This window comes from Azohydromonas aeria (assembly GCF_009760915.1).
Taxonomy (GTDB): domain Bacteria; phylum Pseudomonadota; class Gammaproteobacteria; order Burkholderiales; family Burkholderiaceae_C; genus Azohydromonas; species Azohydromonas aeria.
Window position 1 is genome coordinate 22,952 of the sequence record NZ_VIDQ01000020.1, and the last position, 22,064, is coordinate 45,015.

At 71.6% G+C, this 22,064-nt stretch carries 19 protein-coding genes; 5 read left to right on the forward strand and 14 right to left on the reverse strand.

What is annotated here, in order from left to right:
* Nucleotides 1-14: 14 nt before the first annotated feature.
* The 8 genes from FJ694_RS13985 to FJ694_RS14020 all read right to left on the reverse strand — a co-directional run bounded on the left by FJ694_RS13985 (nucleotide 15) and on the right by FJ694_RS14020 (nucleotide 8,497).
* Nucleotides 15-1,064: a carbohydrate porin gene (locus FJ694_RS13985; protein WP_157267861.1), complete on the reverse strand. Its 1,050-nt coding sequence runs from the start codon at nucleotides 1,062-1,064 to the stop codon at nucleotides 15-17.
* Between the two features lie 169 nt (nucleotides 1,065-1,233).
* Nucleotides 1,234-2,199 (reverse strand): glucokinase, encoded by a 966-nt coding sequence (gene glk / locus FJ694_RS13990; RefSeq protein WP_157267862.1) that lies wholly within the window; start codon nucleotides 2,197-2,199, stop codon nucleotides 1,234-1,236.
* On the reverse strand, nucleotides 2,196-3,332 hold the full coding sequence (locus tag FJ694_RS13995; RefSeq protein ID WP_157267863.1) for an ABC transporter ATP-binding protein: 1,137 nt from the start codon (nucleotides 3,330-3,332) through the stop codon (nucleotides 2,196-2,198). Before FJ694_RS13995 ends, glk begins: the two co-directional genes overlap by 4 nt.
* A 34-nt stretch (nucleotides 3,333-3,366) precedes the next feature.
* The gene (locus FJ694_RS14000; RefSeq protein ID WP_157267864.1) at nucleotides 3,367-5,022 is read right to left on the reverse strand and encodes an alpha-glucosidase family protein; all 1,656 of its coding nucleotides are present in this window, start codon (nucleotides 5,020-5,022) and stop codon (nucleotides 3,367-3,369) included.
* Nucleotides 5,023-5,026: 4 nt separating this feature from the next.
* On the reverse strand, nucleotides 5,027-5,869 hold the full coding sequence (locus FJ694_RS14005) for a carbohydrate ABC transporter permease (RefSeq protein WP_157267865.1): 843 nt from the start codon (nucleotides 5,867-5,869) through the stop codon (nucleotides 5,027-5,029).
* 3 nt (nucleotides 5,870-5,872) lie between these two features.
* Nucleotides 5,873-6,886: a carbohydrate ABC transporter permease gene (locus FJ694_RS14010; protein WP_232540021.1), complete on the reverse strand. Its 1,014-nt coding sequence runs from the start codon at nucleotides 6,884-6,886 to the stop codon at nucleotides 5,873-5,875.
* The gene (locus FJ694_RS14015; protein WP_198320830.1) at nucleotides 6,883-8,145 is read right to left on the reverse strand and encodes an ABC transporter substrate-binding protein; all 1,263 of its coding nucleotides are present in this window, start codon (nucleotides 8,143-8,145) and stop codon (nucleotides 6,883-6,885) included. The genes FJ694_RS14010 and FJ694_RS14015 overlap by 4 nt, the downstream gene beginning before the upstream one ends.
* A 70-nt stretch (nucleotides 8,146-8,215) precedes the next feature.
* Nucleotides 8,216-8,497, reverse strand: coding sequence for a hypothetical protein (locus FJ694_RS14020; protein WP_157267866.1), 282 nt, complete (start codon nucleotides 8,495-8,497; stop codon nucleotides 8,216-8,218).
* A gap of 384 nt (nucleotides 8,498-8,881) precedes the next feature.
* Here FJ694_RS14020 and FJ694_RS14025 point away from each other — a divergent pair, with 384 nt between their 5' ends.
* On the forward strand, nucleotides 8,882-9,949 hold the full coding sequence (locus FJ694_RS14025; protein WP_232540022.1) for a substrate-binding domain-containing protein: 1,068 nt from the start codon (nucleotides 8,882-8,884) through the stop codon (nucleotides 9,947-9,949).
* Nucleotides 9,950-10,030: 81 nt separating this feature from the next.
* On the opposite strand, the gene FJ694_RS14030 is transcribed toward FJ694_RS14025, so the two are convergent.
* The 4 genes from FJ694_RS14030 to FJ694_RS14045 all read right to left on the reverse strand — a co-directional run bounded on the left by FJ694_RS14030 (nucleotide 10,031) and on the right by FJ694_RS14045 (nucleotide 14,121).
* On the reverse strand, nucleotides 10,031-11,266 hold the full coding sequence (locus tag FJ694_RS14030) for an ROK family transcriptional regulator (RefSeq protein WP_232540023.1): 1,236 nt from the start codon (nucleotides 11,264-11,266) through the stop codon (nucleotides 10,031-10,033).
* Nucleotides 11,267-11,295: 29 nt separating this feature from the next.
* The gene (locus FJ694_RS14035; RefSeq protein WP_375140215.1) at nucleotides 11,296-12,066 is read right to left on the reverse strand and encodes an ATP-binding cassette domain-containing protein; all 771 of its coding nucleotides are present in this window, start codon (nucleotides 12,064-12,066) and stop codon (nucleotides 11,296-11,298) included.
* A 67-nt stretch (nucleotides 12,067-12,133) separates the two neighbouring features.
* On the reverse strand, nucleotides 12,134-13,111 hold the full coding sequence (locus FJ694_RS14040) for an ABC transporter permease (protein WP_232540024.1): 978 nt from the start codon (nucleotides 13,109-13,111) through the stop codon (nucleotides 12,134-12,136).
* An 8-nt stretch (nucleotides 13,112-13,119) separates the two neighbouring features.
* Nucleotides 13,120-14,121, reverse strand: coding sequence for a sugar ABC transporter substrate-binding protein (locus FJ694_RS14045; RefSeq protein ID WP_157267871.1), 1,002 nt, complete (start codon nucleotides 14,119-14,121; stop codon nucleotides 13,120-13,122).
* Between the two features lie 193 nt (nucleotides 14,122-14,314).
* On the opposite strand from FJ694_RS14045, the gene FJ694_RS14050 reads away from it, so the two are divergent.
* The gene (locus FJ694_RS14050) at nucleotides 14,315-15,241 is read left to right on the forward strand and encodes a carbohydrate kinase family protein (RefSeq protein ID WP_157267872.1); all 927 of its coding nucleotides are present in this window, start codon (nucleotides 14,315-14,317) and stop codon (nucleotides 15,239-15,241) included.
* Between the two features lie 36 nt (nucleotides 15,242-15,277).
* On the opposite strand, the gene FJ694_RS14055 is transcribed toward FJ694_RS14050, so the two are convergent.
* The gene (locus tag FJ694_RS14055; protein WP_157267873.1) at nucleotides 15,278-15,691 is read right to left on the reverse strand and encodes a hypothetical protein; all 414 of its coding nucleotides are present in this window, start codon (nucleotides 15,689-15,691) and stop codon (nucleotides 15,278-15,280) included.
* A gap of 347 nt (nucleotides 15,692-16,038) precedes the next feature.
* Between FJ694_RS14055 and FJ694_RS14060 the strand changes: the two genes are divergently transcribed.
* Nucleotides 16,039-16,935, forward strand: a complete 897-nt coding sequence (locus FJ694_RS14060; RefSeq protein WP_232540025.1) for a DMT family transporter — start codon at nucleotides 16,039-16,041, stop codon at nucleotides 16,933-16,935.
* Between the two features lie 18 nt (nucleotides 16,936-16,953).
* On the opposite strand, the gene FJ694_RS14065 is transcribed toward FJ694_RS14060, so the two are convergent.
* A complete protein-coding gene (locus FJ694_RS14065; RefSeq protein ID WP_375140216.1) occupies nucleotides 16,954-17,871 on the reverse strand; it encodes a LysR family transcriptional regulator in 918 nt (305 codons plus the stop codon).
* Nucleotides 17,872-18,021: 150 nt separating this feature from the next.
* On the opposite strand from FJ694_RS14065, the gene FJ694_RS14070 reads away from it, so the two are divergent.
* Nucleotides 18,022-21,201 (forward strand): response regulator, encoded by a 3,180-nt coding sequence (locus FJ694_RS14070; RefSeq protein ID WP_232540027.1) that lies wholly within the window; start codon nucleotides 18,022-18,024, stop codon nucleotides 21,199-21,201.
* Nucleotides 21,198-22,061, forward strand: a complete 864-nt coding sequence (locus FJ694_RS14075) for a CheR family methyltransferase (protein WP_157267874.1) — start codon at nucleotides 21,198-21,200, stop codon at nucleotides 22,059-22,061. The genes FJ694_RS14070 and FJ694_RS14075 overlap by 4 nt, the downstream gene beginning before the upstream one ends.
* Nucleotides 22,062-22,064: the final 3 nt, after the last annotated feature.

The following is a 22,064-nucleotide window of genomic DNA, read 5'->3' on the forward strand; positions in this document are numbered from 1 at the left end:
CGGGGCGGCGTTCTTCAGAACGCCGCGAAGACGTAGTTGAAGCGCACGCGCACCGCCCGCTCGATCCTCTGGCCCGTGCCGCCCAGCCCGGGCTGGAAGGCGTCCGCCGAGGAGGAAGACCAGGACAGCGCCGGCGTGACGTAGGCGTCCCTGATGCCGAAGAGCGAGAGCTGCCAGCCCACGCCCACCGTGCGCACCGTCTCGCCGCGGCGGCCTGGTGTCTCCGGGTCGATGCGGCCGAGCTCCAGGTGCACCCAGGGACCGAGCGGCACCGTGTAGTTGGCGGCCACCACGGCGCTCTTCCACAGCCCGTCCGCCTTGCCGGCGGCGACGTTGACGTTGAGGTTGCCCGGCCCGACGGCCCGGCTGGCGCTCAGGCCCACGCCGCGCAGGTCCACGAAGCGCGCGCCGTCCCCGGCACCGGTGTCGCTCATGCGCCCGATCTCGGCACCGGCCTTGAGCAGCCAGCCGTCGGCGGCGTAGCTCAGCACCGGGCGCAATCCCTCGGCCTGGCCGGCGGCCAGGTTCGAGGCCTTGCCGGTGTCGGCCAGGCCGACTTCCAGGTGCAGGCCGTCCGCCAGCTGTGCGTGGCCGGCCAGGTGCATCACGTTGCCCGACGCGCCGCCGAAGCGTCCGCGGATGAAGTTGGCGCGGTACACGCCGCTGCCGGCGCGGTTGAGCACCGTGTCGCGGCCCTGCGGATACAGGTCCATCGCCTCGAAGCGGCCGAGCTTGACGTCAGCCTTGGCATGGCCGGCCTGCACCCACATGTCGTCGGTCGCCGTGCCCCCGTCCTTCCTGGCCAGGAAGGAAGCCTTGCCGGCCAGGAAGGCGTCGCCCAGCGTGGTCTTGCCCATCAGGTTGAGCTCGATGCGCCCGCCCTGCGTGGAACCTACGCCGTTGTTCTGGTGCGTGGTGTCGATCTCGACGTTGGCATCCCCCCTGAAAGCCACCGGCGACGAAGCACCGGCGGCGGGCCAGGCCGGCGCCTGGGCGCATGCCCCGCCGGCAGCGAGCAGGCTCGTCACGGCAAGGAAGGCACGGGGAACGGGGCGGTACGGCATGGTGGTTGTCTCCGGACTGGGCTGCAGGGCAGCGCTTGCACAGGTTTCCGGCGCCCGCCTGTACTGGGTCGATCCGGAAGTTACGAAAATCTGAAGCGCTTTGGATATGGCGTGAACGCGCTCGGAAACGGCGCTCGACAGGTCTTGAACGGGCTGGGACCGCGCCGTGTCAGGCGGGGTCCAGCACCCGAGCGGCGCCGCGCAACGCGGGCGACTGCGCCGCGCGGATCACGAACACCGGGATGCCGGCCAGGTAGCGGGCAAAGCGTCCCTTGGCCTCGAAGCGCTCCCGGAACGGCGACGCGTCGATGAAGCCGCCCAGCCGCGGCACGATGCCGCCGCCGATGTAGACGCCGCCGCGTGCGCCCAGCGTCAGTGCCAGGTTGCCGGCGACGGTGCCGAGGAAGGCACAGAACAGGTTCAGCGCCTCGACGCAGCGCGTGTCGCCGCGCTCCAGCGCCGCGGCCGTGACGTCGGCCGCGCCCAGCGCGGGCGGCGCCGCGGCGGGATCGTCGATCGCCGCCAGCGCCGCGTGCACGTCCGCCATTCCCTGGCCGCAGACGGCACGCTCGGCCGACACGTGGCCGTGGCGCCGCGCCAGTTGCGCCAGCACCTGCTGCTCGCGCGGCGTGCAGCCGGCCAGGGTGACGTGCCCGCCTTCGCCCGCCAGCGCGGCGAAGCCACCACGGCCGTCGGGCACCAGACCGGAGACGCCCAAGCCCGTGCCCGGGCCGATCAGGCCGATGGCCGCGCCCGGCTGCGCCCGGCCGCCGCCAAGCTGGCGCACCTCGTGCGGCGCCAGGTCCGGCAAGGCCAGGGCCAGGGCCGTGAAGTCGTTGAGCACTTCCAGCCTTTCGAAACCGAAGCGCGAGCGCAGCGCCGACACCGAAAAGGACCAATGGTGGTTGGTCATGCGCACCGCGTCGCCCAGCACCGGGTTGGCGATGGCAATGGCGCAGCGGCGCGGCGCGGACCGGTCCAGACGTTGCAGGACGGTCTGCAGCGCGTCGTCCAGGCTGGCGTGGCCCGCGCAGGGCAGCGTGGCAATGTCCTCGATGGGGGCACCGGCATGGGCTTGCCAGGCGAAGCGGGCATGGGTGCCGCCGATGTCAGCCAGCAGGCGGGCTTGCGTCATGCCGGCAGCTCCACCGTGCGCCGGCAGGCCATTTCCCGCGCATCGAACAGGTGCAGCTGCTCCGGCAGCAGCCGCAGCGTCAGAGGCGTGCCCGGTGCGTGCGTGGCGGCGCCCTCGCGGCGCACGGTGAGCGTGGGCAGCCCGGCGCCGGCGTCCACGTACAGCAGCGAGGCATCGCCCAGCCGCTCCACGTGGCGCAGCGTCACCGGCAGTCCGGCACCCTCGCCCTCGTCGGCCACCACCAGGTGCTCGGGCCGCACGCCCAGCAGCACCTTCTCGCCGAAAGGCAGGTGCCGCGCATCGGCCGCCACCCGCACCTCCTGTCCCAGCATCTCCACCTGCGCATGCCGGGCCTCCGCCCCGACCAGCCGCGCCGGCAGCACGTTCATCCTGGGCGAGCCGATGAACTCGGCCACGAAGCGGCTGGCCGGGCGGTGGTAGAGCGTCATGGGCGAGCCCACCTGCGCCACGCTGCCGCGCTCCTCGATCAGCTTGCCGGCATGCAGCAGCACGATCTTGTCGGCCAGCGTCATGGCCTCCACCTGGTCGTGCGTCACGTAGATCATGCTGGCCGAGCCCAGGTCCTTGTGCAGCCTTGCAATCTCCAGCCGCGTCTGCACGCGCAGCGCCGCGTCCAGGTTGGACAGCGGCTCGTCGAACAGGAACACCCTGGGCTCCTTGACGATGGCGCGCCCGATGGCCACGCGCTGGCGCTGCCCGCCCGAAAGCGCCTTGGGCAGCCGCTCCAGCAGCGGCGTGAGCTGCAGGATCTCGGCCGCGGCCCGGACCTTGCGCTCGATGGCCGCCTTGTCCGCGCCCAGCGTGCGCAGGCCGAAAGCCATGTTCTCCGCCACCGTCATGTGCGGATACAGCGCGTAGCTCTGGAACACCATGGCCACGCCGCGCTTTGCGGGCGGCAGGTCGTTGACGCGCTGGCCGCCGATGAGCAGCTCGCCCTCGCTGATGTCCTCCAGCCCGGCGACCATGCGCAGCAGCGTGGACTTGCCGCAGCCCGAGGGGCCGACGAAGACGCAGAACTCGCCGCTGTCGATCTCGATGTCGGCGTCCTTGATGGTCAGGGGCAGCCCCGGCGCATAGCGCTTGCGGACCTGGCGGAAGTCGATGCGGGTCATGGTGTCGTCTCCTCGTGGGTGGTGCGGGACAGCCTCAGGCCAGGCGCAGGAAGGCCACGCCCCAGGGCTCGAAGCGCAACGCGTCGCCGTCCAGCGCCGCGCCGCCGGCGCCGCCGTCGCGCAGCGCCTCGATCGGCTGCAAGCCGGGCGGCAGCACGAGCGTCGCGGCCGTGTCGCCGAGGTTGAAGGCGCACAGCACGCGCTGTCCCTCGTGCTCGCGCACGTGGGCCAGCACCTGCGCGTGGCGCGGCAGCAGGTGCATGTCGCCCTTGACCAGGGCCGGCACGCCGCGGCGCCAGTGCAGCAGGCGCCGGTAGTGCTGCAGCAGCGAGTCCGGGCGCTGCCATTGCAGGTCCGCGGCCAGGCCGCGGTGCGATTCGGACAGCGGCAGCCACGGCTTCGCCGTGCCGCTGCCGAAGCCCATGTCGGGCGCGTCCGCCGTCCAGGGCATGGGCGTGCGGCAGCCGTCCCGGCCCTTGAATTCCGGCCACATGGTGATGCCGTAGGGGTCCTGCAGGTCCTCGAAGGCCAGCTCGGCTTCGGGCAGGCCGAGCTCCTCGCCCTGGTAGATGCACACGCTGCCGCGCAGGCTCAGCAGCAGCGCCGCGGCGGCGCGCAGCCTGGCCGGCGAGGGCTCCCGGCCGCCCCAGCGCGTGGCCACGCGCACGCAGTCGTGGTTGGAGATGGCCCAGCAGGGCCAGCCGTCGCCGGCCACCTCCTGGAAGCGCTCGATCAGGTCGTGCAGGTACGGTGCGTCGTGCGACGAGCCCAGCAGGTCGAAGCAGTAGGCCATGTGCAGCTTGTCGCTGCCGCGGGTGTAGTCGGCCACCATCGACAGCCCGCCCTCGTCGCCGATCTCGCCCACCATGGTCGTGTCGTGATAGCGGTCCACCAGGTCGCGCAGCCGGCGCAGGAAGCCCAGCGCCTCGGGCTGGCTCTTGTCGTGGCGGTGGACCTGCCACGAGTACGGGTTGGCCGCAGGCGCGGTCGGGTCCTCCACCGTGGGCATGCCGCGGCCCGGGTTGTCGCGCAGCTGCGCGTCGTGGTAACAGAAGTTGATGGCGTCGAGCCGGTAGCCGTCCACGCCCAGCTCCAGCCAGAATTTCACGACGTCCAGGAGCGCGTCCTGCACCGCAGGGTTGTGGAAGTTCAAGTCCGGCTGGCTGGTGAGGAAGTTGTGCAGGTAGTACTGGCGCCGGCGCGTGTCCCACTGCCAGGCGCTGCCGCCGAACACGCTGAGCCAGTTGTTGGGCGGCGTGCCGTCGTGCCGGGCGTCGGCCCACACGAACCAGTCGGCCTTGGGGTTGTCGCGGCTGGCGCGGCTCTCCACGAACCACGGGTGCTGGTCCGAGCAGTGCGACAGCACCTGGTCGATCACCACCTTCAGCCCCAGCTGGTGGGCCCGTTGCACGAGCAACCTGAAGTCCTCCAGCGTGCCGTACATCGGATCGACGTCGCGGTAGTCGCTGATGTCGTAGCCGAAGTCCTTCTGCGGGCTCTTGAAGAAGGGCGACAGCCAGATCGCGTCGGCGCCGAGGCGCGCGACGTGCTCCAGCCGCGCCGTGATGCCGGCCAGGTCGCCGATGCCGTCGCCGTTGCTGTCGGCAAAGCTGCGCGGATAGATCTGGTAGATCACGCCGCCGCGCCACCAGCCGTTGTTGGATGCCTTGGATTCCCTGGACTTGTGCATTGCATTACCCCTTGACGGCGCCGGCGGTCAGGCCGGAGACGATCTTGCGTTGGAAGACGAGGACGAGGCCGATCAGGGGCAGGGTGACGAGCACCGAGGCGGCCATGATCTTTCCCCACGGGATGTCGTACGGGCTGGCCCCGCTGATGAGCGAGATCGACACCGGCACGGTGCGCTCGTTGTTGTCGAGCACGAAGGTGAGCGCGAACAGGAACTCGTTCCACGCCGCGATGAAGGCCAGCAGCCCGGTGGACACCAGCGCGGGCCACAGCAGCGGCATGAACACCTGCCAGATGATGCGCATCGGGCCGCAGCCGTCCATGATGGCCGCCTCCTCCAGCTCCCTGGGCAGCTGCTTCATGAAGGTGGTCAGCACCCACACCGTGAAGGGCAGCGTGAAGATCAGGTAGGGCAGGACCAGTCCGAAGGCCCGGTTGTAGAGGCCCAGCGCGCGGATCAGCTCGAACATGCCGGCCAGCACCGCCACCTGCGGGAACATCGACACCGCCAGGATCGTCACCAGCAGCAGCCCGCGGCCCTTGAAGCGGATGCGCCCGAGCGCATAGGACGCCGTCACGCCCAGGAACAGCGACAGCGCCACCACCGCCACCGACACGCCGATGGAATTCAGCACGTGGCGCAGGAAGGGCTGCTCCGCATCGACGACGAGCGAGCGGTAGTTGTCGAGGCTGGCGCCGGCGGCGAACAGGGCCGGGTCGAACAGCGCGCTGCCGGTCTTGAGCGAGGTGGATACGGCATAGACGAAGGGATAGACGCTCACCAGCGTCACCAGCGCGGCCAGTGCGTAGATGGCGGCACTGCCCAGGGGATTGCGTCGGGTTGCCATGGGTCAGTCCTCCGCGTGGCGCGAACGGGCCAGGCGCATGCAGGCGATGGTTGCCAGGCCGATGAGCAGGAACAGCACCGTGGAAGCGGCCGAGCCGTAGCCCATGTAGCCGTTGTCCACCATCTCGCGGCGCACGAAGCCGGACATGCTGATGGTGCTGGCGTTGTTGGAGGTGAGCACGAAGATCAGGTCGAACACGCGCAGCGCGTCGAGCAGCCGGAAGATCACCGCCACCGTCAGCGCCGGGCGGATCAGCGGCAGCGTCACGCGCCAGAACACGCGCAGCGGGTGCACGCCGTCCACGCGCGCGGCTTCATAGCAGTCCCTGGGCAGCGTCTGCAGCGCGGCCAGGATCAGCAGTGCCATGAAGGGCGTGGTCTTCCACACGTCCACCGCCACCACCGTCCACATCGCGGTGGCCGGGTCGGCGGTCCAGGCGATGGGCTGGCCGATGATCCCGGCCGACAGCAGCAGGTGGTTGATGACGCCGAACTGGTCGTGCAGCATCCAGCCCCACATCTTGGCGCTGACGATGGTGGGAATGGCCCAGGGCACCAGCACCGCGGCGCGCACCAGGGCGCGGCCCCTGAACTCCTGGTTGAGCAGCAGCGCGACACCCAGGCCCAGCAGCGTCTCCAGCGCCACCGAGGCCAGCGCGAACTTCAGCGTGTTGAGGATGGACGTGCCCCAGTCGCCGGCCCAGAAGCCTTCGGTGTCGTTGGGGTTGAAGAACAGTCCGAACTCGCCGAAGTAGTTGCCCAGGCCCACGAACTGCGCCGCGCTGGGGTCGTTGATGTTGGCATCGGTGAAGCTGAACCAGACGGTGCGCGCCAGCGGCCACAGCGCGACCGCCGCCAGCACCGCCAGCATGGGCGCCAGCATCAGCCAGGCCGTGCCCGTGCGCTGCGCCGCCAGCGCCTTGCCGCCCTGGCGGCGCGCCGGCGCCGTGGCGCCGGGGCGTGCCCTGTGCAGCAGGGTCGGCCCGTCGTGGGAATGGGTCTGGATGCGGCTGCTCACCACTTGCCCCGCTTGATCTGGTTGAGGCGGCCTTCGAGGCGCCTGGCGGCGTCTTCCGCCGTGGCCTGGCCCGACAGCGCGTCGTGCGCGGCGTTCCAGAAGGCCTGGCTCACCTCGGGGTACTTGGTGCCGGTGATGCTGGACGGGCGCGGCACGGCGTTGAGGAACACCTCGTACAGGTTGCCCATGAAGGGGTTGGCTTCCAGCACCTCCTTGTCCTTGTAGAGCTCAGGGATGGTGGGGTTGAAGGAGGACTTGACGGCCCGCTCCTTCTGGATCTCGCGGCTGGTGAGGAACATCACCAGGTCGGCCGCGGCTTCGGGGCTCTTCGAATACCGGCTCACCGCGTACTGCCAGCCGCCCAGGGCGCCGGCGGCCTGCCCCTCGGCGCTGCCCTTGGGCAGCGGCGCCACGCCCACCTTGCCCCTGACCGCGCTGTCCGCGCCCTGCGACAGCGACCACGCGTAGGGCCAGCTGCGCATGAAGGCCGCCTTGCCGTTCTGGAACACGCCGCGCGCGTCCTCTTCCGCGTAGTTCAGCACGCCCTTGGGCGCGATGGTCCCCGGCCACGACGCGGCCAGCTTGAACGCCTGCACTGTGGCCGGGCTGTTGACCGTGACCTTGCCGGAGGCATCGACGATCTGCCCGCCGAAGCTCGTGAGCCACTCCAGCGCGTTGCAGCTCAGCCCCTCGTAGGCCTTGCCCTGGAACACGAAGCCCTGGAAGTCGGCAGCGCCGGCGGCGCGCTCGCCGTCCTGGATCTTCTTCGCCGCAGCGTTGAACTCCTGCCACGTCGCGGGCGGCTGCAACCCGTACTTCTGCAGCAGGTCCTTGCGGTAGTACAGCAGGCCCGCATCGGTGAAGTTGGGCATGGCCAGCAACTTCCCATCCACGGTGTTGTTGGCAATGATGGCCGGGAAGTGCTCCTTCTCCGCGCCCTTGCTGTAGGGCCGCAGGTCCAGCAGGTGGTCCTTGATCACGCCGGGCCACACCACGTCGATGTTGATCACGTCCAGGTCCGTGGACTTGGCCGCGAACATCTGGCGGAACAGCGCCAGGATGTCGGTGCTGGAGCTGGGCAGGGTGAAGATCTTCACCGTGTGCCCCGTCTTCGCCGCCCACTGCGCGCTGTGCCGCTTGCAGTTCTCGAAGTCGGCGCCCACCGCGCCGCAGGAGATGGTGACCGTGGCTGCCTGGGCCGCCCCCAGCGCCACCGCTCCCAGGACCACAGCGCTTGCGATGCGGTGCAACTGCTTCATGCCGATGTCTCCTACTGAATATCTAAGACGGATTGAAGTATTGTCCAAAGCGCTTTGGATGGCTTTGGGGCTAACCCTGAAGCAGGGCAGCAGCATGTTTCCGGCCGTGTTCGCGGGCCGTCGCGGCGCTGCGGTGCGCTGCCTCGTGCCGGCTCAGCAACTCGGCGCTGCAGTGGCGCAGCACGGCGGACTCGCTGGTCAGACCAAGGCGGGCGCATTCGCCCAGGTAGCCCGCATCGCGGCGCAGGCGCGTCAGGTCGATGCGCCAGCCCAGGCCGGCCATCAGCCACTTGAAATCCACCAGCGCCAGCAGGCCGTCCTCGCTGTCGTCCATGACCGGTACCGCATCCATGTGAGCTTCCTCGTCAGGCGTGCCGTCGCGCCCGGCACAGGCTTCCATCGGGTTCCGGACCAGCGGCTGCCGGGCCTTGCCGCGGCTGCAAGGCCGCTGCGGCCTGTCCTGTCCCGGCTGCCTATCCGTTCATCCAAAGCGATTTGGATGTCTCTGAACACTAGTCAAAGCGCTTTGGATAACGATGGGTGCTAACCCTTGCTTCCGTCCAGGCCGGATTGGGGTGCCGGCCTGTGGCGGGGCACCCGGAAACGGCAGAACCGTTCCCCGGCGCACCCGCGCCGCAACGGGTGACCGATGCACCGTGCTACGATCCAAACCGCTTTAGATGATGTGTAACGCCGCCCCCGAGACAAGAACCGGGCGCACGTGCAGGAGACGGTCTTGAAGGTGAATCTCAAAGTGCTGTCCGAGTCGCTGGGGCTGTCGCAGACGACGGTGTCGCGGGCGCTGGGGGGCTACTCCGACGTGAGCCCGGTGACGCGCCAGCGCGTGCTGGAGGCGGCGCGGGCCTCGGGCTACCAGCCCGACACGACGGCGCGGCGGCTGGCCACGGGCCGGGCCGAGGCGGTGGGCATCGTCTATCCCTTCGGCGACAGCGGCCTGGGCGACCCGCGCTTCGTGGAGGTGATGGGCGGCCTCTCGGACGGGCTGGCCGAGGCCGGCATGGAGCTGATGATCGCGGCGGCGCGCCCGGCCACCGAGCTCGACACCTACCGCCGCCTGACCAGCGCGCGCAGCGTCGATGCGCTGATCGTGGCCAACACGCGGCTGGCCGACGAGCGCATCGAGTTCCTGCAGCAGCGCCAGTTTCCCTTCGTGGCGTACGGCCGCACGGACAGCGCCTCGTCCTATGCCTGGTTCGACTTCGACAACGAGGCCGGCGCGCGGCTGGCGACCGAGCGGCTGCTGGGCTTCGGGCACCGGCGCATCGCGCTCGTGCATGCGCCCGTGGCGATGACCTTCGCCGCGCAGCGCCACGCCGGCTACGTGGCGGCCCTGCGCGGCGCCGGCCTGGAGCCCGATCCGGCGCTGGTGGTGGAAGTGCCGCTGGACCGCCACGGCGCCTGCGAGGCCACGCGCGGGCTGCTGGCGCTGGCCGAGCCGCCCACGGCGCTGCTGGTGGACAACAACCTCGGCGGCGTGGGGGCGCTGCGCGCGCTCATGGAAAGCGGCTGGCAGCCGGGCCGGGGCGGACCGTCGCTGATCGTCTACGACGGCGTGCCCGCCGACCTGCCGCTGCCCTACCGCGTCACCGCGGTGGAGCAGCCCACCGGCATCGAGAGCGGCCGCGCCCTCGCGCGCCTGGTGCTGGCCCTGCTGGCCGGCGAGCCGGTGGACGGGCTGCACCAGCTGGCCCAGCCCGTGATCGCGCCGGGAGACACCGACGGCCCCGCCACCGCCACCGCCGCCAAGCCCCGGACCGCGCGGGCGCGCAGCGTGCGGGCCTAAGCCGCTCCAGGGCACGGCCCGCGACCGCGAAGGGGGCGTCGGCAGCGTCATGTTCCCTTGCCGGTGAGGCTCGGTGCCCGGTCAACCGTCGATCTTGAGGAACAGGTCGCGGTCGGGGGCGAAGTTCACGTACAGCGGCAGCAGCGCCGCGCCGATGGCGCGGGCGTCGGCGCCGATGGTGCCCGCCGCCAGCTGTGGCGCCGCCGTGCCTTCCCAGCTGTAGCGCCCCAGCGCGTCCTGCACCGCGCGCAGCAGCGCCTGCAGCAGCTCGCGGTCGAAGGCGCCGTCCACGATCACGCCCTCCAGGTCCAGCAGGCAGGTGGCGGAGTTCGCCGCCATGGCGATGCCGCGCCCGGCTTCGCGCAGCCACGCCTCGGTGTGCGGCTGCCAGGGCGGCTGCAGCGCCTGTCCCTGCGCCAGCGCGTCCACCGCCAGGCCGGCCTGCTGCCAGCGCTGCTCCAGGCTCAGCAGCGAGGCGATGCTCAGCAGCTGCGCCGGCGCGGCGCCCGCCTCCGGGGCCAGGCCCAGCGGCATCGAGCCGGCCGCGCCCGCGTTGCCGTGCAGCCCGGTGCGCAGCCGGCTCTCCAGCACCAGCCCGCCGCCGATGAGCGTGTCCACGAACAGGTAGAGGAAGCTGTGCAGGCTGTGGCCGCGCCCGGCCACGAGCTCCGCCACGCAGGCCGCGGCCGTGTCCTTGAGCGGCTGCACCGGCAAGGCGCTGCGCCGGCTCACCTCCTCGTGCAGCTCGATGCCGCTCCAGCGTGCCGCCTGGGCCGGCGCCACGCCCAGCAGCGAGGCCCAGCCGCCCATGGACTGCGGCGCGGCCAGCCCGATGGCGGTGATGCGCTCGCTGCCTTCGGGGCCGAGCGCATCGCGCAGGCCCGCGATCCGGCGCTCGATCTCGCCCAGCACGGCCTGCGGGTCCGGGAAGTCGTAGTCCAGGCTCCAGCGCTCGCGCACCGCGCCCACGAAGTCCACCAGCACCGTGTCCAGCCGGCGCCGGCCCACGTGCACGCCCACGGCATAGGCGCCGTCCGGGCGCAGCCCCAGCGGCACCGAGGGCTGCCCGACCTTGCCGCGCACCGGCTCGCCCTTGACCAGCAGCCCCTCCTCCAGCAGCCGCTTGCTGATCTGGGACACGGTCTGCGCCGTCAGCCCGGTCAGCCGCGCCAGCTCGGCCGCGGGCAGCGCGCCCTGCAGCCGGATGGCGTGCAGCACCACGCGCTCGTTGTACTGGCGCAGGCCGCCCTGGCTGGAGCCGCGCGGCTTCAGGCGCGGCGCCGCCGCGGCGTTGCGGTCGATCAGTGCTTCGGTCAAGGCTTCTCCCCTGTGGTTGTTGGCAGCTGTCAGTGGGCCAGGCATTCGGCCGGGATCTGCTCCGGCCGCAGCGCGCCGGTCATCACGGCCACGGTGTCGCTCATGCTGATGTTCTTCGGGTCCAGCACCGCCGCGCGCCGGCCCAGGCGCGCGACGTGGATGCGGTCGGCAATCTCGAACACGTGCGGCATGTTGTGGCTGATCAGCACCACCGGCAGGCCGCGGTCGCGCACGCGCCGGATCAGCTCCAGCACCATGTTGCCTTCCTTCACGCCCAGCGCCGCGGTGGGCTCGTCCATGATGACCACGTGCCGCGCGAAGGCCGCGGCGCGGGCCACCGCCACGCACTGGCGCTGGCCGCCGGAGAGCGTGGACACCGGCTGCGTCATGGAGCGGATGCCAACCTTGAGGTCGTTGAGCCGCTCGATGCTCTGCTCCAGCATCGTCTTCTTGTCGAGCATGCGCAGCACCCGGCCGCGCCAGTCCGGCAGCCGCAGCTCGCGGCCCAGGAACAGGTTCTCGGCGATGGTCATGGCCGGGGCCACGGCGAGGTCCTGGTAGACGGTCTCGATGCCGGCGCGGCGCGCGTCGATCGGGCTGCCGAAGCGCACGGGGCGGCCGTCGAGCAGGATCTCGCCCTGGTCGGGCACGGTGGCGCCGGAGAGGCACTTGATCAGCGAGCTCTTGCCCGCGCCGTTGTCGCCGATCACGGCCAGGATCTCGCCGGCGCGCAGCTCGAAGTCGGCGCCGTCCAGGGCCGTGACCGGGCCGTAGCGCTTCACGAGGCCGCGCGCTTCCATCACGAGCGGGGCGGCGGCAGGGGCCCCGGCGGCCGGGGCGGGACGGGTCAGCAGGTCGGTGCTCATGTCAGCGCGCTCCCTTGTGCGACAGCTGGTCGGCCGCGACGGCCAGGATGACGAGGATGCCGGTGACGAGCACCTGGTAGATCGAGGACACGCCCATGAGCGTCAGCCCGTTGCGGAACACGCCCACGATCAGCGCGCCCACCAGCGTGCCCAGCACCGCGCCGCGGCCGCCGAAGAGGCTGGTGCCGCCCAGCACCACGGCGGTGATGGCGTCGAGGTTGTCGGTCTGTCCCGCGTTGGGGTCGCCCACGCCGGTGCGGCCCACCGCCAGCAGCGAGGCCAGGCCGTAGAACAGGCCGGCGAGCACGTACACGCCCAGCAGCACGCGCTGCGTCGGGATGCCGGTCAGGCGCGTGGCCTCCGGGTTGTTGCCCACGGCATAGACGTGGCGCCCGCGCGCCGTCTCCTTCAGCGCGAACCAGGTGATGCCGTAGAGCGCCAGCATCAGCGGCACGCCCCAGGCCACCGAGGTGCCGCCGATCGTGAAAGTCTCGCCCAGCGCGAGCAGCGCCGGCGGCAGCTCCGTGACGGTCTGCGACTGCGAGTACAGCTGCGTCACCGCGAAGGCGATGTTCATGGTGCCCAGCGTCACGATGAAGGGCGGCAGCTTCACTTTCGTGACCAGCAGGCCGTTGAGCAGGCCGAAGGCCATGGTCACCGCCAGGCCGCAGGCGATGGCGGCCGCGAGCGGCAGGCCCATCTCGGCGGCCAGCTTGCTCATGACGATGCCGCCCAGCGCCATCACCATGCCGCAGCTCAGGTCGATGCCGGCGGTGAGGATGATCAGCGTCTGCCCGATGGCGATCACGGCCACCACCATCACCTGCTGCAGGATCAGCGTCAGGTTGGCGCCGGTGAGGAAGCGGTCGCTTTGCGTGGCAAAGAAGGCGCACGCGGCCAGCAGCGCCAGCAGCGGCCCCAGCGCACCCAGCGGCGGAAGGTGGCGCGCGGACTTGAGGCCCAGGGTCGAGGTGTTCAAGGCAAGGCTCATTTCTTTCCCCAGCAGAGTTCGAGGCCCTTGGCGACGTCCAGGCTGGCGACGCCTTCCACGGGACGGGCGGTGACGAGGTTCACGCCGGTGTCGGTGAAGCCCGAGAGCTTCTGCCCGGTGCGGGCATAGGCCACGCCGGCCTCGACGCCCAGCGCCGCCATGCGCAGCGGGTACTGCTGCGAGGTCGCGGCAATGGCGCCGGCGCCCACGTCGCGCACGCCCTGGCAGCCGCCGTCCACCGAGACGATGATCACGCCCTTGTCCTTGCCCGCGGCACGCAGCGCGCGCCAGGCGCCGGCCGCCGCCGGCTCGTTGATGGCGTAGACGAGGTTGATGTCCGGGTTCTTCTGCAGGCAGTTCTCCATCACGGTCTGCCCCTTGGCCTGGTCGCCGTAGCTGTCGGCCATGCACACCACGCCTTCCGGTTGCGCCAGCAACTTGCTGCCCGCGTCCAGGCTCTTCAGGCCGAAGCCCTGCAGGAAGCCGTTGTGGCGCTGCGCCCCCACCGGGTGGCCGGGCAGCAGGTCCAGCGTGGCGATGACGGGACGGCGCCCCGCCAGCGCCGAACGCGCGTACTGGCCGATGAGCACGCCGGCCTGGTAGTTGTCGGTGGCCAGCAGCGCGTCGGTGGCGTCCACCGGGTCGGTCGGGCTGTCCAGCGCAATCACCTGCACGCCCCTGGCGCGCACGCGCCTGAGCGTCGGCACGATGGCCTTGGCATCGCTGGGCGTGATCAGGATGGTCCGGGCACCGGCGGCCACCATGTTTTCCATGGCCGCGACCTGCCCCAGGTTGTCGCCGTCGCTGCGCCCGGCCGCCGTCAGCAGCACGGCGCCCTGCGCCTTCGCCGCGGCGGCCGCGCCCTCCTTCATCTTCACGAAGAAGGGATTGGTCTCGGTCTTGGTGATCAGGCCCACCACCGGCGGATCGCCCGGTGGCGCCGCTGCGGCCGAGAGCGCCACGGCGCTCCAGGCCGCGAGGGCCGTTCGCTTGAGCATGCTTGTCTCCTGTTGGACTCTCTCTCGGCAGCACGGCTGCGTGCCGACGGGATGAAGCAAGTCTCGGTCAGCGCTTTTAATAAATCAAGCTGATTGATTAATGGAAAACCCGCTGTCACCGGCTCCCGGGTCGGCTGCACCATGGCGCCCATGCACGGCACCAGGGACGGTGCCGCGAGAACGGAGAGATGCGATGTTCATGGTGTGCGGCGAGGCCCTGATGGATGTGTTCGGCGCGGGCGAGAGCGCCGAGGGCGTGGCGCTGGATGCGCGCGTGGGCGGCTCGCCCTTCAACGTCGCGCGCGGGCTGGCCCGGCTGAGCTGCGAGGTGGGTTTCCTGGGCGCGGTGTCCACCGATTTCCTGGGCGAGCGGCTGGTGGCCGCGCTCAGGGACGAAGGCGTGGACACGGGTTGCGTCGCGAGGCTGGAGGCGCCGACCACGCTGAGCCTGGTCGGCCTGGACGAGCGCGGCGTGCCTTCATACGCCTTCCACGGCGCGGGCTGCGCGGACCGCCTGCTGCAGCCGCGGCACCTGTGCCCGCTGCCGGACGCGGTGCGGGCGCTGCACTTCGGCTCCTACGCCATGGTGGTCGAGCCCACCGCGGGCACGCTGCACGCGCTGGCCGCGGCCGAGCGGGGCCGGCGCCTGATTGCCTACGACCCCAACATCCGGCTCAACGTCGAGCCCGACCTGGAGCGCTGGCGCGGCGTGGTGCGGGCAATGTCGGCGCGCGCCGACCTGGTCAAGGTCAGCGACGAGGACTTGCGGCTGCTCCATCCGGAACTCGCCGTCGAGGACATCGCGCAGGACTGGCTGGAGGCCGGCTGCACGCTGGTGGTGGTGACGCGCGGCGCCGAAGGCGCGCTGGCCTGGCGCCGCGGCGAGCGGCTGCAGGTGCCGGCGCCGAAGACCACGGTGGTGGACAGCGTCGGCGCCGGCGACACCTTCCAGGCCGCGCTGCTGTGCGCGCTGGGCGAGGCCGGGGCGCTGGACGCCGCCGCGCTGGCGGCGCTGCCCGCCCGGTCGCTGGAACAGGCGCTGCGATTCGCGGCGCGCGCCGCGGCGCTGACCTGCTCGCGCCGCGGCGCCGACATGCCGCGTGCGGCGGAGCTGCGCTGACGGCGCGCCGTCAGTGCGCCTGGCGGCTGGCCGGGATCACGCGCCGGGCTCGGCGTCGAGCTTGGCTTCCAGCCAGCCCGGGCCCAGCGCCTGCAGCTTGTCCCAGCGCGCGTCGTTGAGCTGGATCGTGCGCAGCCGGCTGCGCTGGTCGATGGACGGCGCGGCCGCGGGCAGCGGCGGGCCGCGCCGCAGCTCCAGCCCGTTGGCATCGACGCCGACGATGCGCGCCGCCTCGCGCAGCGCGCGGCCCATCAGGGCATGGGCCTCGTCCTCGCGCCAGGGCTGCGAGGTCAGCAGCGCCAGCTGCCGGCGGGCTTCCTTCTGCAGCGCCTCGGCCTGCTGCGGCGTGATGTCGGCGTTGTAGTTGAGCAACTGCAGCGGCATGGCGGCGATGGCCGCCCGGTGGGCCTCGGCCGTCACCGGCTCCTTGCGCGCGTAATCCGTGGTCATGGGCGATTTCTCTCCGGTTGAAGCATTGAGGGTCAGGGTCATCGGGGTCATCGGGGTCGTCGGGTTTTCATGATCGCCGCAGGCGGTGCGGCGCCGGGCCGCGGGCCGCTCCAACCCGGCAGGACGGGGGGGCCGGCCGCGGCGCGCAGCCCGAGGGTTCCAGGGATTGCTGCATGACAGCAATCGACCCGCCCTGGCGCGCGGACATGGGCCCGGGAAAGGCCAGGGCCACCGCGCTCCAACCCGGTCGGCAAGCCAAGTCAACACAGTTCGTGAATCGACGCTCCACGCATTGCGGGTTGGTCGATGGGGCCGTGTTCTGTACCTTCCGGGGTGAGGACAAACCCTTGAATCCATCCGCACGCACTTTCCAGGGCATCGGCCTGCTCATCGCGGCCGTGGCCTGCTTCGCCCTGTACGACACGGCCATCAAGTACATCAGCAGCAGCGTGCCGCTGGTAATGGCGCTGTGGACGCGCTACCTGTTCCAGGCTGCCACCACCGGCGCGGTGCTGCTGCCGCGGCACGGTACCTCGCTGCTGCGCACCCGCCGCCCGGGGCTGCAGGCGTTGCGCGCGCTGTTGCTGCTGGGCTGCAGCGCCTTCGCCTTCATGAGCCTGAAGCACATGCCCGTGGGCGAGGTCACCGCCATCGTCATGCTCACGCCGCTGCTGATCACGCTGATCGCCGCCACCTCGCTGGGCGAGCGCATCTCGCCCACGCGCTGGCTGTGCGCGCTGGGCGGCTTCGCCGGGGCGCTGGTTGTGATCCGCCCGGGCAGCGACATGTTCGACTGGACCATGCTGCTGCCGCTGGGGCTGGTGGCCACCAACACCGGCTTCCAGGTCGTGACCAGCCGCCTGGCCAAGGTGGACGACCCCGGCACCACGCACCTCTACACCGGCGTGGTCGGCACGCTCGTCACCAGCGCCGCGCTGCCTTTCGCCTGGGAGCCGCTGCACGGCGGCCAGTGGGTGCTGCTGCTGCTGCTGGGCGCCGTCAGCACGGTCGGGCATTACCTGCTGATCCTGGCCTACATGCGCGCGCCCGTGGCGGTGCTCACGCCCTACCTGTACGCGCAGATCGGTTTCGCCACGCTGACGGGCTGGATCGTGTTCGCGCACGCGCCCGATGCCTGGGCCGTGGCCGGCATCGGCGCCATCGCTGCCTGCGGCGTGCTGGGCACGTGGCTGAGCGCGCGCGAGCGCGGCGCGGCGGCACTGGCCACCTCCGCGCCGCGCTGAGGCTCCCGGCCGGTCCTTTCAGGTGCCCAGCGCGTGCGGGCCCTGGGTGAGCTGCTCCTGGAGGAAGGCCAGGCACACGCGCACCTTGGCCGACTGGCTGGAGCGCACCGGCGTGACGCCCCAGACGTCGGCGGGCTGGCTCCAGGCGGGCAGCACCCGCACCAGCTCGCCGGCGGCCAGGTTGGCCGCCACGTCCCAGTCCGAGGCCATCACCAGCCCCAGGCCCTCGCGCGCCCACACGCGCACGATGTCGGCGTTGTTCGAGGCCAGCGCGCCACTGACCTTCACAGTCTCCAGCCCGTTCGGGCCGGTCAGCCGCCACACGCCGAAGGCCAGGTCGCGCTCGCGCAGCACCAGGCATTCGTGCTGCGCCAGGTCGGCCAGCGTCCGGGGATGGCCGTGGCGCTCCAGGTAGGCCGGCGCCGCATACAGCCCGCGAAAGGCCGGCGCGATGCGGTGCGCCACCAGGTGTGGCTCCTGCACCTCGCCGACGCGGATATCGATGTCGATGTCCTCGGCGATCAGGTCCACGCGGCGGTCCACCACCTCCAGCCACACGTCGAGCTCGGGGTAGCGCTTGGACAGCAGCGACAGCACCGGCGCGACGTGGCGGCGGCCCAGGCGAAAGCCCGTGCTGATGCGCAGCAGCCCGCGCGGCGCCTCCCTGCCCGCCGCCACCGTCTCGGCCATGCGGTCCACGCCTTCGAGCACCTGCTGCGCCTGCCGGTACACGGCTTCGCCCTCCTCGGTGACACTGACGCGCCGCGCGGTGCGGTGGAACAGCCGCACGCCCAGCGCCTCTTCCAAAATCGCGATGCGCTTGCTCACGTAGGCCGGCGAGGCGCCCAGCTCCTGTGCCGTGGCCGCGAAGCTGGCGCGCCGCGCCGCCACGCAGAACACGCGCAGGTCATCGAGGTGGAAACTGAGATTCACGATGAATGGGTGGCTGATGATCGGCGGCGGCCCGCCGGGCCGCCGCCAGGCCCACTGTCCGGGACGGCGTCCGACAAGGGGCACGCCGTTTGCCCAGACTTAGGGTTTGCTCATCTTCGTTCCGTGACAACCAAAGATTCCCGCATTGTTGCCTTGTCGATCGCGCTGCTGGTGGCCGCCCTGGTCGCCGATGCGCTCACCCCGCTCGGCTATGCCTTGTGGGCTCTTTACTTCCTGCCCATCGGCGTGACGCTGTTCCAGTCACGTCCCGGCGTGCCGCTGGTCATCGGCGCCGCGGCCACGCTGTTGAGCGTGATGGGCGTGTGGATCTCGCCGCCGGGCCAGGACCCGACGCTGGCGCTGATCAACCGGCTGCTGGGCGCGCTGTCGCAGGGAGTCGTCATCGGCGTGGTGTGGCGGGTGCTGGTCGTGCGCGCCGACATCCAGCGCCTGCTGTGGCTGCAGCAGGGCGAGTCCCAGGTCAGCCGTGCGCTGCTGGGCGAGCGCTCGGCGGCCGAACTGGGCCGTGCCGCGGCGCAGGCGCTGTGCGAGGTCAGCGGCGCGCAGGTCGGCGCGCTGTACTGGCTGCAGGGCAACCAGCTGATGCTGTCGGGCAGCCACGGCACGGACGAGGGCGCCCTGCCGGTGCAGCTGTCGCCGCAGCAGGGCCTGGCCGACGGGCTGCTGCAGCCGGGCGCGGCGCCGCGCGCCGTGGCCGACGTGCCGCCCGGGCACCTGGACCTGGCCACCGCGCTGGGCCACAGCACGCCGCGCCACCTGATGCTGGCGCCGCTGGTGGCCGACGGCCGGCCCTGCGGCCTGGTCGAGCTGGGCCTGGTGCGCCGCGAGCCGCCGCAGCCGCGCGAGCTGGAGTTGCTGGCCGCCTGCGCCGAGCCCGTGGGCCTGGCGCTGCGCAGCGCCGTGTACCGCCAGCGCCTGCAGGAGCTGCTGGAGGAGACGCAGCGCCAGAGCGAGGCGCTGCAGACGCAGCAGGAGGAGCTGCGCGTCACCAACGAGGAGCTGGAGGAGCACACCCGCGCGCTGGGCGAGTCGCAGGGCCGGCTGGAGACGCAGCAGGCCGAGCTGGAAGCGACCAACGTGCAGCTGGAGGAGCAGACCCAGGCGCTGGAGCGCCAGAAGCAGGTGCTGCTGCGCGCGCAGGGCGAGCTGCAGGACTACGCGCGGCGGCTGGAGGAGGCCAGCCGCTACAAGTCCGAGTTCCTGGCCAACATGTCACACGAGCTGCGCACGCCGCTCAACAGCGCGCTGATCCTGACCAAGCTGCTGGCCGACAACCGCGAGGGCAACCTCAGCGCCGAGCAGGTGAAGTACGCGCGCGCCGTGTTCGATGCCAACAACGACCTGCTGGTGCTCATCAACGACATCCTCGACCTCTCCAAGATCGAGGCCGGCCATGCCGACCTCGCCGCCGAGCCCGTCGCGCTGGCGGACGTGCTGGACCGCAAGAAGGGCACCTTCGAGCCCATGACCCGCCAGAAGGGGCTGCGCTTCAGCGTCGAGCTGGCGCCGGGCGCGCCGCAGCGCATCGTCGGCGATCGGCAGCGGCTGCAGCAGATCCTGCGCAACCTGCTGGCCAATGCCGTGAAGTTCACCGACCGCGGCGAGGTCGCGCTGCGCGTGGAGGGCGCCGCCGCCGGCACGCGCGTGCGCTTCTCGGTGCGCGACACCGGCATCGGCATCGCGCGCGAGCAGCAGGCCGTGATCTTCGAGGCCTTCCGCCAGGCCGACGGCAGCACCAGCCGCAAGTACGGCGGCACGGGTCTGGGCTTGTCCATCGCGCGCGAGCTGGCGCGGCGCATGGGCGGCGACATCACGCTGCAAAGCGAGCCCGGGCGCGGCAGCGTTTTCACCTTGGAGCTGCCGGTGGACATGAGCACGCAGGCCGCCGAGCTGGCGCAGGCTGCGGCCGCGGCGCCAGCGGCGGCGCTGGAGATGCCGCAAGTGCCCACGCTGGAGGATCTGCCCGCGGTGGCCGCTGCGCCGGCGGCGCAATGGTCGGATGCGGGTGCACCCGTTGAGGCACCGGCCGCAATGGCAGTGCCGGCGCCCGCGCCGACGGCGACGTCCGCTCCGGCATCGCCATCGGCCCCTGTCCCGGCACCAGCAGCGGCCGCGGACGCCGACGTGCCGCGCAGCCATCCCGGAAGATTGATCCTGATCGTCGAGGACGAGCCCGAGTTCGCGCACGCCATGGCGCGGATGGTGCGCGAGCAGCGCTTCGACGCCGTGGTGGCGCCCACGGCCGCCGATGCGCTGCGCATGGCGCGCGAGCTGCAGCCGCAGGGCATCCTGCTCGACATCATGCTGCCCGACGGCTCGGGCCTGACGGTGCTGGAGCAGCTCAAGCGCGACCCGGCCACGCGCCACGTGCCGGTGCACACCGCGTCGGCGCTGGAGCGCGGGCAGACGGCGATGGAGCTGGGCGCGGTGGGCCACCTGCTCAAGCCCGCCACGCAGGAGTCGCTGGCGCAGGCCATTGCCGCCATCGAGCAGCGGCTGCAGCAGCCGCTGCGCCGGCTGCTGATCGTCGAGGACGACGCCACGCTGCGCGAGAGCCTGCAGAAGCTGCTGTCCGGGGGTGGGCTGGAGATCACGGCCGTGGGCACGATGGCCGAGGCCCTGGCCGCGCTGGAAGCCACCAGCTTCGATTGCATGGTCACCGACCTGGCGCTGCCCGACGGCAGCGGCTACGACCTGCTCGACCGCATGGCCGCGCGCGAGGACCGGGCCTTCCCGCCCGTGATCGTCTACACCGGCCGCACCCTCACGCGCGACGAGGAGCAGCGGCTGCGGCGCTACTCGCGCTCGATCATCGTCAAGGGGGCGCGCTCGCCCGAGCGGCTGCTCGACGAGGTCACGCTGTTTTTGCACAGCGTCGAGTCGGCGCTGCCGGCGGAGCAGCAGCGCATGCTGCGCCGCGCGCTGCAGCGCGACAGCGTGCTCGACGGGCGGCGCATCCTGCTGGCCGAGGATGACGCGCGCAACATCTTCGCGCTGTCCAGCGTGCTGGAGCCGCTGGGCGTGCGCATGGAGATCGCGCGCAACGGGCGCGAGGCGCTGCAGCGGCTCGAAGCCCAGGACATCGACCTGGTGCTGATGGACATCATGATGCCGGAGATGGACGGCCTCGAAGCCATGCGCCGCATCCGCGCCGACGCGCGGCTGCGCGACCTGCCCATCATCGCGCTGACCGCCAAGGCCATGCCCGAGGACCGCGAGCGCTGCCTGGAGGCTGGCGCCAACGACTACATCGCCAAGCCCATCGACGTGGAGCGGCTGGTGTCGCTGTGCCGCGTGTGGTGCCCGAAATGAGCGACGCGGACCGCACCCCCGACGCCGCGCCGGACGCGGCCGATGACGCCCTCTTCGACCTGGAAGTGAAGGTGCTGCTGGAGGCGGTGTACCAGCGCTGGCAGCACGACTTCCGGGACTACGCCGTGGCCTCGATGCGCCGGCGCATGCGCCAGGCGCTGCGCCACTTCGGCTGCGAGCACCCGGCGCAGCTGCAGCACCGGCTGCTGCGCGACCCGGCCGCCTTCCAGCAGGCGCTGCGCTTCTTCACGGTGCACGTATCGGAGATGTTCCGCGACCCGCCCTACTGGCGCGCGCTGCGCGAGCAGGTGGTGCCGCTGCTGCGCACCTACGCCTCGCTCAAGCTGTGGGTGGCGGGCTGCAGCACGGGCGAGGAGCTGTGGTCGCTGTGCGTGGTGCTGGCCGAGGAAGGGCTGCTGGAGCGCAGCATCGTCTATGCCACCGACATCGACCCGGCCGCGCTGGCGCAGGCCGAGCGCGGCGTGTTCGCGCTGGAGCGCATGGCCGATTTCTCGCGCAACTATCTCGCCGCCGGCGGCAGCGGCTCGCTGTCGGACCACTACCGCGCGCTGCCGCACGGCGCGGTGTTCGAGCGCGCGCTGCGCCGCCAGGTGGTGTTCGCCGACCACAGCCTGGCCACCGACAGCGTCTTTTCGGAGGTGCACCTGGTGTCGTGCCGCAACGTGCTGATCTACTTCAACCGCGCGCTGCAGGACCGGGCCGTGGGGCTGTTCCGTGACGCGCTGGTGCGCCGCGGCTTCCTGGGGCTGGGCAGCCGCGAGACGCTGGCCTTCGGGGCTCACGCCGACGCCTTCGAGGCCTGGTGCCCGGAGCAGCGGCTGTTCCGCAAGCGCGCCTGACGC